6 protein-coding genes and 2 pseudogenes are annotated in these 11,152 nt (G+C 50.6%); all 8 read right to left on the bottom strand.

Translation table 11 applies throughout. The features are described from left to right. Positions 1–33 precede the first annotated feature (33 nt). Positions 34–1,101, bottom strand: a pseudogene (locus AAGR08_RS02625) (capsular biosynthesis protein). Between the two features lie 24 nt (positions 1,102–1,125). Beyond that, positions 1,126–2,644 (bottom strand): annotated as a pseudogene (locus tag AAGR08_RS02620) (hypothetical protein). Beyond that, on the bottom strand, positions 2,641–3,381 hold the full coding sequence (kdsB, locus tag AAGR08_RS02615; RefSeq protein WP_345828376.1) for a 3-deoxy-manno-octulosonate cytidylyltransferase: 741 nt from the start codon (positions 3,379–3,381) through the stop codon (positions 2,641–2,643). The pseudogene AAGR08_RS02620 and the gene kdsB overlap by 4 nt, the downstream one beginning before the upstream one ends. A gap of 9 nt (positions 3,382–3,390) precedes the next feature. Continuing rightward, positions 3,391–5,067, bottom strand: coding sequence for a polysaccharide biosynthesis/export family protein (locus tag AAGR08_RS02610; protein WP_345828375.1), 1,677 nt, complete (start codon positions 5,065–5,067; stop codon positions 3,391–3,393). A 23-nt stretch (positions 5,068–5,090) separates the two neighbouring features. Continuing rightward, positions 5,091–6,233: a capsule biosynthesis protein gene (locus AAGR08_RS02605; protein WP_345828374.1), complete on the bottom strand. Its 1,143-nt coding sequence runs from the start codon at positions 6,231–6,233 to the stop codon at positions 5,091–5,093. 41 nt (positions 6,234–6,274) lie between these two features. After that, entirely contained in the window at positions 6,275–7,252 is a 978-nt protein-coding gene (locus AAGR08_RS02600) for a KpsF/GutQ family sugar-phosphate isomerase (RefSeq protein WP_345828372.1), read from the bottom strand. 290 nt (positions 7,253–7,542) lie between these two features. After that, complete coding sequence (locus tag AAGR08_RS02595) at positions 7,543–8,787, bottom strand: capsular biosynthesis protein (RefSeq protein WP_345829848.1); 1,245 nt, start codon at positions 8,785–8,787, stop codon at positions 7,543–7,545. A 13-nt stretch (positions 8,788–8,800) separates the two neighbouring features. Beyond that, positions 8,801–10,918, bottom strand: coding sequence for a capsular polysaccharide biosynthesis protein (locus AAGR08_RS02590; protein WP_345828371.1), 2,118 nt, complete (start codon positions 10,916–10,918; stop codon positions 8,801–8,803). Positions 10,919–11,152: the final 234 nt, after the last annotated feature.

The raw sequence follows: 11,152 nt of genomic DNA, 5'->3' as shown, positions 1-11,152 counted from the left end.
TTTAACAAAGCACAAATAATACAAATTATTCACCTATGCATTACTTATCATGTGATATCTAAATTCTTGCAATAAATTCTGGTTTGGCTTGGAGGGACATATCCAGAAGGTGTTTAATCGATTCATATAAGACAATTTTTCGATATCATAGAATGCCTTCCCCATCACATTCACCGGTTTAAAATGAATCAACGCTGAAATTCCTACCGTACTGTTAATCGTCACTCCTCCCCTTCATATGCATCAGCAACTCTGGTAGTGGCAAGGCATGCACGTATATCACTCTGCCTACCACGCTAAACATCTAACTCGATTGTTTAATCAGCGGGCTGTAGAAACAATACCCGCGATCCATCGGATGATGTTTAATCACCAGATAGGTATCTTTTGGCGCATGCGCCGCAAATGACTACACTGCCTCATTAATATATTCACGCATATATTTGTACGGGCTGCTATGTTTAATCTGGCTGTCCTTATATAACAAAAGAACGACACGGTAAAAGCGTTGACTTAACTCCCTTTGCAGACGCAGTAATATCTTGCGCTTCATAAGCGCTCGAAACCAGCAGCGCGCTTTGTACCACGGGCAGAATGATTTGTAGTGTTGATAATGGGGGATATTTCGATGGTAACAGTGCCCGATCAGATAATACCACGAGTTGTGCCAAATCTGTTTCGCCGTTGAAGGTTTAATTTTGGATATTGGCTTTACCGATATATCCGGCAGATTGCGATAAAACTCCAGGTCACGTGGCAGAAATGAATAGGCATTTACCCCACCTCTTCCAGAGTGATAAAATATGGCCGTAGATAACCTTCTTGAAATACTAGGAAACGAATCCCATTATCTTTCGCCCACTGATTGGCTTCCTGATGCAGCGAACAGCAATTACCGAAACACAAAATAATTTCGAACGCATAATCTTTATGGGTTTTCACTTAAACTGTTGGAAAACTCGAGTGGAGTTTGTAAATAAAATAAGTATTTATGGCTTGTTTATCAGTGGATTCCAGATACTCAGCAAGACCAGTGAAAAAAGAGACTATTCCCCCTTTAACTGCAGTTATCTTTTGCTGCCAGCAGTTTCCTAAAAGCAATACCTTGCATTCTTGACCTTCGACTTACCCAACCTTCACTTTACAAAACATCATCAACTTGCGGAAATAGCGCACCATGCGCCCCGCTTTTAGTCGGCTATAAAACATTTGACCCCGTGGTGCTTAACTCAGCCATGTCACAGCTTCTTCGACACTCATTGCTTCCTATCTTTCGGGATGGATATAAGTGGGATAGGTATTTAGCGTCTGATACACCAAATCAGCCAGAGTTAACTGGCGCTGGCGACGACTGGATTGGTGCTCATCAACCGTTACTTCCCAGTTGACATAAAACGGCAGGCCGTAACAGTGTACTTTCTTGCCGTGCAGCAGCGCTTCAAAACCTGAAAGCGAAGTCATTGTGTATAATTCGTCGGCACTCTGGATGCACTGAATAATGTCGGCATCTAGCGCCTGAGAATCGGCCAAACACGCCACCTCATCCGCCGCAACCTCACCTTTACGATTGCCGACAAACACATCAGGATGATGTTTATAGATGATGAAAGCATCTGGATTGCGATCGCGCACGGTGCGTAACAGCACCTGATTAGTATTGATGGAAAAAGTACCGGTAGCAATCGAAGCGTCATCCTCTACCTGCCAGGCACCAGCAGCACGCGTTTGCGCTATGCTTCTGGCGGCAGGCAAAATTCAGCGCCAAGGTTGTATTTACTGAGCTTTGCCGCAACCAATCGTTGCTGAAGCTTCTGCGCTCACAGTTGCTTTGCCGGCGTGAGATCGCTGCTATTTAACAGCTTAACAGCGTTTCCAAATCACTGGGACGGGAAGCGTCGTAATAGATGCCCCGCTCACCTAGCACCAGAGACAGCGGAGGTAATAAGTTTGAACCGAAGCCTGATGAGCGTAAAAACCCATATTCCATACGTTACAGTGGCAGTAAACGTTGATTTGCTGTATTACACCAACGGTACTCGCCCTTTATTCCTCAGACAACACAGGCAGTCGCACTAATATAACGATTAGAAAAACGCACTGTATTTTACTTAGTACTCAAGAAAGGTTTCTGAATGGTTAAGGCATTGCCGTACGTTACCGATACGTCGTTGTAGCTCTGATCAAGCACCAGCACCCGTTCGCAATTCAGTGTTTCGCCCGCCGCCAACACCGATACTTGGTTACTATTCAACAGGTGATCGGCCACGATGTTTTGCATCACTTCGTGCGCCTGATCGGCTAGAGCCGCATTACCGGTTTTGTCTTGAATCAATGTTTCAAGCGCACTCGGCTGATTTGCATCGTAATAAATACCGATGTCATCAACCACAATAGACAACGGCTGCCTACTGTTAACCCCGGCATCCAATGAGCGGATAAAACCCTCTTCAAGCCGAATGACCGATTTACCCGCGGCCTTAGCTAGCGCAACCGATTTGGCTGCGCTTGGTCGATGGCCCCATACTGCAATAGCATCAATCTCCGGTGGTATCGGGCGTAATACCGATAGCTTTCGGCACGGCTGAGCCAGAAAATTTTCCAGTTGAGGAATACGCCAGACGCCGGAAGAGAAGATGCCAATCATGTGTTTTCTGACAGATCCTGCGTCATTAGCTTGCGCACTTTTTCCAGACACGCAGGCGTATCAACGCCTGGTCCGGTAGGCGCTACTTCAAAGACACGAATCGCAATCCCTGCGTTCATTAAACGCAATTGCTCCAGTGATTCCGCCTGCTCAGGCATGGCCTCCGACAGATTGCTGTAGTTCTGCAACACATCACGGCGATAGGCGTAAATACCAACATGTTTCAGATAACGCGCTTTATCGACATGACGCGGATAAGGGATCGGTGAATGGCTGAAGTAGAGCGCATCACGACGCGCATTCACCACCACTTTTACCGAACTGACTTCCAGTGCTTCTTCAGCAGAGATGGGGTGACATAAAGTTGCTACTGGCAGCTCCGCATCATCTCGCATTCCCTGTACCAGATGCGCCACATCTTCTGGACGAATCATTGGTTCATCACCCTGCAGATTGATGTAGATATCTGCAGCAACTTTCTGCATCACTTCGACCAAGCGGTCAGTGCCGGATTCATGATCGGCACGCGTCATAATCGCATTACCACCGAAGCCCTCTACCGCTTGGATCACACGCTCATCATCGGTCGCGACCCACACTTCAGCCACTCCCGCTACCTGAAGCGCTCGCTCATAGACATGCTGGACCATCGGTTTGCCGACAATATCCAGCAGCGGCTTCCCCGGCAGGCGCGAGGAGCCAAAACGGGCGGGGATCACTATCACTGCTTTGCTCATATGCACTCCTTAAATCGTCAGCAACACTTTCGCGCCTACTGCCAGCTGATAAAGAATTGTGGAAATGCCGCGCGTCACTTCAATATTCTTCGACTCATATTTCGGCAGCACCATCAGCTCATCGCCCGCGTTAAGCTGGTCGACATCCTCAGCGTTTTCCGCCGCGCCGTTCTGGCGAATCACGATGATTTTGGCATTACCCGATTTCTGCGTCAGGCCGCCACACATCTCGATGTAATCCTTCGGACGCAGGCCTTTTTTCCAGCTCACCGCATTCGGGAACATCACTTCGCCATGTACCATCACCAGCGAGGTTTTCTGCGGAATACTGATCACGTCACCATCTTCTAATAAGACATTGTCGAGATCTTTTGGATTGAGAATCACCTCGCCTTTCGGCACCACGGTGCGCGCTTTAGCCACAAAGCGGCTCACCAGCTGTGCTTCCTGCATACGCAGACTGGCTTCTTCTTTGGTTGCTGATTGTGCTGAGAGCGAAGCCTCTTCCAGCTTACGCAGCGCCAGATCCAGCATCTCTTTCTGACGCAGTGCCACTGAAGGGCGATAAAGCTGGATCGCATCCATCTGCGACATACTGTTAGTGCGAATCTTCGCCAGCACCGCACGCATGCTCGAGCCATACGGCAAGATCATGGCATGCTCACCCGAGTGCGCACCCTCAACGCGTACCTGAATGGTGCCGGCGTAGCGATCGGTACTAACAATCAGCGTATCGCCATCCTGCAACATGCGACCTGCTGCGGTGCCAATCGGATAGTATTCGCTGCGCTTAGCTAACCCTTGTTGACGAATAATGGTGATGTTAGTGGCACCCGGCTTTGGCCGTGCCCAGTTCAACGCTTCCGTCACTGGAATGCTGCTGTTGCGGAACTCAAAGTCATAGCTGTTGAACACATCACCCTGCACGCTAAAGGTATGCTGGCGCGGACCAACTACGATGGTGTCGCCATCGGCAAACTGCGCTAGCCCAAGTTTGCCGTTGAGCAGGAAGTCGTAAAGATCCACATTTGAACGTACTTTATTCCCGCGCTTAACGCTGATGTCCACATAGCTGCCGCGATCGGCATCAACACCGCCTGCTTTAATCAAATAATTAAGCAGGGAATCCGAGGTGACGCCACCGTATAAGCCAGGGCTGCGCACAAAACCAGTCACGTAGACTTTCACCGGCTGTGCCTGCAGCAGCGAGGCGTAAACGCTCACATTAGCCTGATAGACCTCTTTCACTTTCGCGGTAATAAGCGAATTTAACTGGCTGTTGCTAACGCCCGCCACTTTCACTGGCCCAACGTTAGGCAGGAATATATTGCCTTTAGGATCAACTTGTAATGCGCCATCAAAGGTGAAAGCACCCCACAGCCGAATCTGCACGCTATCGCCAGGGTTAAGAATATATCCCGGGTTGAAACCAACGGTGGCACCGCTATCGGCGCTGGTACCGTTAAACAACTGCGCACCAAACATGCGGCTTAACACCGTGGGTGCCATTGGCGGCGGCGTATTATCAAAGCCGCTGTTGTTCTGTACTGCGGGCTGTTGTCCGGTAATAAACTGCGGTAATGGGGCTGCACCGGTCAGGTTGGCATCGGCGTTAATGTCAATCGCCGCGCTGGTTTGTGCCGCTAAACTGGCGGCAATCAGTAATAAAGGTTTTAGTAATTTCATCACAAACTCATTCAGCGACCGCATTAATCGCGGTGGTCTTCAATCACCGCCAGCAGCAGTTTGATGGTGCCGAACAGCAGGCAGCTCACCAGTAACCAGCAGGCGATCAGATAAGGATAATTAGGGAAGGTGGTTTCCTGCGGCTGCTGCGGTGAACTGATCACCGATAGCACTTTCAGTTTGCGTGCCGCTTCCACGCGAGTTTTCTCAATCGAGGTCAACGCCAGCTTGTAAATCTGCGTATCAAATTCGACTCTGGCTTTAATCTCTTCGAAGGCCAGTGCCATGCTGTTTAGCTTGTCGCCTTGCGGCGCGGTGATCTTGTTTTTCTCTTCTTCAATCTGCGCCTGAAGCGACTGAATCGCATTTCGTGCGCTGACCACCTGCGGTGCATCATCGCGCAAATAAGTTAGAAGATTGCGCAGCTCCGCTTCCATCTGAATCTTCTGCCCCATCAAGGTGTTCACCAGGGTGCTGGCGGCCAACGCAGAAGCCTGTGGATCGAGTACGCTGTGGCTATTCTGATAGGCCAACAGCTCTGCTTTGCTGCTATCCAAACGCTTACGCGCCTTCTCCATCTCCGCTTCGGCAAAATTGAGCTGGTCGCGCGCGATGCGGTGCGATAACTCATTGATAAAACGTTCAGACTCTTTCAGCATCGCCTCGTTAAATCGCAACGCAAAGTCAGGACTAAAGCCCTGCGTCTGAATGCTTAATAATCCAGTCTTATCTTCATATGCCACGCTGATGCGATCGCGGTAATAACGCAGGAAGCGCTCGGTGGTTTGCTCTGCGCCCAAATAATTGAGGAAATCAAGGCCGCTGTGGCTGAAGGCTTCATGGAAATTGAGCTGCTTATCCAGTGCGGTGAGCATGTCGGGAGAGTTGATGTACTCCTTGAGATAAAGCGCATCTTCGGTCGAGCTAGGATTCGCAGCACCAAGCAGTAGCCCAACATTCAGGCTATTACCATCAATATCGCTGGCGCGTTTAATCGCTACTTTAGATTCGCTCATAAATCGTGGCTGGCTAAATACCGCCAGATAGATCAGCAACAGCGCCATTGGCAGCAGAATGACGATTTTGGCCAAATGCTTCTGCATATTTGCCAGCGTCACATAAGCCTGCACAGGCGCCGCAGCGGTTTTAAGTTTCTCAATTAACATTGATGTATCTTTCATTTTAATAAGGTTGGCAGAACGTCAGTTCAGTCAAAAATGCGCACCAGGCCCGTGACCAGCTGCTGTTCGTTGGTGGCAAGCAGCACGGAGATACGGTGTTTTTGCATCATCTCTTCGGCTTCCGAAATCATGATGTCCTGTGAGACGGTTATTGGTGCATGAGTCATGATCTGGGCTGCTGTCGCGTTGTGCAGCGTGGGCTCACGCTCCATGAAACGCCGCAGATCGCCATCGGTGATAATGCCAACAAGTTGGCCAAGGTTATCAGCTACCGCCACCATGCCCTGACATCCGCTGGTGATGCGCTGAATCACAGTGGTAAAGCTGGCATCTGGCAGCACCGTCGGCACAACGGTGTGCATCACATCCGCAACACGCGTCAGTAAACGACGCCCCAGTGAACCGCCAGGGTGATAGCGTGCAAAGTCATGCGGCATAAAGCAGCGCTGTTTCATCAGCGCAATTGCCAGCGCATCACCTATCGCCATGGTCAGCGTGGTGGAGGTAGTAGGCGCAAGATTATTGGGGCAACTTTCGCTGCGCATGTTGAGTTCCAGCACCGCATCGGCGTTTTTCGCCAGCGTCGATGCGGCGTTATTGGTGATGGCTACAATGCGATTGCCAAAGGCCTTTAGCGACGGCACCAGCTTAAGGATTTCATCTGTTTCACCGCTGGCGGAAATCAAAATGATCAGATCGTAAGGGGTAATCATGCCGAGATCGCCGTGGAAGGCTTCCGCTGGATGAACAAAGAAAGCCGGTGTGCCGGTAGAGGCCAGCGTTGCGGCAATTTTGCGACCCACATGGCCGGATTTACCCATTCCTGAGAGGATAACGTGTCCCTGGCACTGCATCATCAGCCTTAGAGCGCGTTGATACTGTGCATCATCAAGTTGCTGTGCCAGGTTTTGCAGCGCTGCGCCCTGCTCTTGCAGAGTGTGGCGCACAGATGCGATCGGCTCGGCGCTCTGCGCCGAATGATCGGAGACGAGAGTTGCAGACATACCATTTCCTGTAATGAAGGTGGTGTAGATTCTGTAGCAACCCCTTCATCCCAGTGACGGCATTGATACATAAGATGTCATTTCAAATCAGTAGAAAATTCGAACAGGCGCTATTTTTATGCTTTTCGCCCGTAGCTCATAGTGCAGTTACCTGACAGTTATGCTGCCTTTCATGAGGTTTGAGCTCTTTCTTATTGAAAACATTAGTTAATTCAGAATTCTTTCAGAGGGGCGTGTGCCGTCTAATTACAATAAAACTCCGCATAGGTTGCGGAGCTCACTTAAAAAAATCATGCCACATCCATTCTTTCATTCATCTCCCTGAAGACCACGCTTCTTTCCCCTTCACCACGCGGTTTATCACCACCGTAATAAACCGCATTGATCTGCGTATTAGCAATGATATGAGTTCTAAACTTCTTAAATAATCCCATATCCGGTTTAAAGCTGGCATTCCAGAATTGATTCAGCTGTCCCTGATAGGTTAATCCCTGAATATCATAAAACGCGTTGCCCATGACCTTTAGCGGCTTTCCATGGATTAATGCCGAGATGCCAACGGTACTGTTGATGGTGATAACGGCTTTTGCATGATTCAGCAGTTCAGGCAAAGGTAAATCGTGAACATAGATGACTCTGCCCGCGACGCCATAATCTTTGCACAACTTATTAATCAGAGGTGCATATAAGCGGTGCCCGCGATCCATGGGATGATGCTTAATCACTAAAAACGCATCACGCGATGCGCCCTTTGAAAATGAAAAGATCACTTCATTAATATAATCGCGCACATCTTCATACGGACTATGATTGCGAATCTGACTGTCATTGTAGACTTGCAAAACCGCGAGGAAAAAACGCTGATCCAGGCTGGACTGCAGTTGGGATAACACATTGCGCTGACGCCAGCCGTACCACTGCTTACGCCAGTAAGCCCTTACCCAGCACTGGGCTTCATACCAGGGTGAGAAGGACTTATGGTGGCGATAGTTTTTAAATTCATGGCGATAAAACCAGCCGACGGCGTAATACCACATGGCGTGGCCAATGCGCTTCTGGGTGGAAGGCTGGAAGGGTTCAATCTGCACCGCATGCATTTCAGGTAATTGGCGATAGAACTCGGGATCGCGCGGTAATGATGAGAAGGCATTCACGCCGCCCTCTTCTACCGTAATAAAGTGCGGACGCAAATAGCCCTCTTCAAACGCAATAAAACGAATTCCTCTCGCCTGTGCCCAGCGCTTAGCCGCCAAATGCATAGGCCGACAATCACCGAAACAAAGAATCGTATCGAAATTATATTCCTGATGCGTATCGCGCAGCCATGTCGGAAATTGTTTTTCTGATTTTAAATAAGGCAGATATTTACGCTGGCGACAGTAAAAACGATCGGCACCGTTAAATACCACATTTACGGCTTCACGATCGTGAGATTCCAGCCATTCAGCAATATCGTTAAAAAAAGGTCCCATTGGGCCCTGCAGTAAAAGATATTTTTTACCGGCCATCAGTTTTTTAAAGGCATTCCCTTTCATCACTTACCTTCATTTAAAATTGATATTTACGCAGCGCGACTTTTAGCACCATCGCCAGTTTGCGTGATTGCCGTATGGCATAGCCTTTTTTGCCGCTGCAAAGCTGCATCTGCGCTCGCGGCGCTTCATGCAACCACGTCACCGCCTCTTCCACGCTTATCGCGTTCTGTCGTACCGGATGGATATAGGTGGGATAGGCAATCAGCGCCTGATAAACCAGGTCCGCTAGCGTTAACTGACGCTGGCGACGGCTGGAGCGATATTCGTCAACGGTCACGCCCCAGTTGGCGTAAAACGGCATGCCGTAACAGTGCACTTGCTTGCCGTGCAGTAACGCTTCAAATCCAGACAGCGAGGTCATGGTATGCAACTCATCAACGCGCTGAATGCACTGGATAATATCGGCATCGAGTGCCTGATAATCCGCTAAGCGCGCTACCTCTTCGGCGGCAATATCACCTTTACGGTTGCCGACAAGCACATCGGGATGGGGTTTATAAATAATGAACGCGTCAGGATTGCGTTCACGTACGGTACGCAATAGCGCCAGATTGGTATTGATGGCGAAGGTGCCGGTTGCAATCGAAGCATCATCTTCCACCTGGCCCGGCACCAGCAGCACGCGTTTGCCCTTAGCTGCTGCCGGTAGGATGAACTCCGCACCAAGGTTATATTTGCTGATTTTGGTTGCCACTAAGCGCTGGTGCAGCTGCTCCGCACGCAGCCGCTGCGCCGGGGTGAGATCGCTGTTATTCAGCAACTCTTCCAGATCGCTCGGCCGCGATGCATCGTAATAGATGCCGCGTTTATCCAGCACCAGCGACAGCGGCGCCAGCAGATCCGAGCCCAAACCGGAGGAACGCAAAAAGCCATCTTCCATACGCCAGATCGGCAGATGCCGCCCGCGCAGTTTGTCCTGCCAGCGCTGTTCATGTCGCACGCCCCACACCACGCAGGCTGTGGCCTGACGGCTGCGCGGCGCAAAACTCAAGCTATTAGCCGACGTACGCAAAAAAGGTTTGAGGATGGTCGATTTCCACAGCGTTAAGCCCGGCGCCCATAAATGTCCGTGGCGCTGCTGCTGATGACGGCGCTGCAACTGTAGCCAGTTCAGCACATCAAACAGCGTCCCGGCTGTACCGCTCACCGGATGAATGTAGCGGCAGTAGCGCAGATAAGCGGCAGCAAACAGTTCATGCAGCGTGGCGTTGCCACGACGCTGCGCCAGCTGTTGCGCCTTGGGATGGCGATCGTCGGTTAAGCCCCAGCCCGCATACCACGGCTGACCAAAGCAGGTCACCGGTTTACCCGCCATCAGCGCTTCAAAGCCATACTGCGACGTCACCGCATACACCCGCGAGACGTGACGCAGCAGCGACTGCGGGCTAACGTTATCCGCCATCAGATGCACCCGCGCAGAGGCTTGCAGATGGGCGAAATAGCCGGCTTTTTTGCCCTGCAACACATCCGGATGGACTTTCACCCACACCATAGCGCGCGGGTTTTCATCCAGCGCAGCCTGTAACATCGCAGCAAAATGCTCTGCACACGCGTTGCCATATTGCACCGACACATCGTTGAAGGTTTGATCCACCACCAGCACGATTTCGCGCTTTAGCATTTCGCCCGCGCTAAACGCCGGGGCGTGATTGTATTTCGACAAATCCCCCGCGACGATAATATCCATCGCCTGCTGTGCGTCAGCATGCAGCGCCTGATTGCCAGTACGATCCTGGATCAATCGCTCCAGCGTGCTGGGCTGGCGCGCATCGTAATAGATGCCCTCACTATCCAGCACCATCGAGAGCGGCGGCGCGCCATTTACGCCTAAATCCAGCGAACGGATAAACCCATCTTCCAGCCGCAAGATGGGTTTACCTGACGCCAGCGCCATCTCCACCGGCTTATGCGCGCTGGGCCGATGGCCCCACACCGCAACGGTGGTGATGTCGTCAGGTATCGCGCGGCGCGCAGAGAGCTTGTGACACGGCTGTGATAGAAAAGTGCGCAGATGCGGAATGCGCCAAATGCCGGAGGAAAATATGCCGATGGAGCCTGTCTCACTAGCGGTGACAGAGGCGATCGGCTCGACGCTCTGCGCCGAACCAGCGGAGACGCGAGTTGCAGACATACCAGTTCCTGTGTGTGAAGGTGTTGCAGATTCTGTAGCAACCCCTTCATCCCAGTGACGGCATTGATACATAAGACGTAATGTGTAATCAGTCGAAAATTCGAACAGGCGCTATTTTTATGCTTTTTGCGCGTAGCTAAAAGTGCGGTTACCTGACAGTTATGTCGCCTTTAGCAAGCTTTGAGGCCGTTCTTATTGAAAGGATTGATTTATTCTGAAGAGGGAAGAAGAAAC

It is taken from the genome of Pantoea sp. BRR-3P, from assembly GCF_039621635.1.
GTDB classification, from domain to species: Bacteria; Pseudomonadota; Gammaproteobacteria; order Enterobacterales; family Enterobacteriaceae; genus Pantoea; species Pantoea floridensis.
This window is presented reverse-complemented; position numbering and strand designations above follow the sequence as displayed.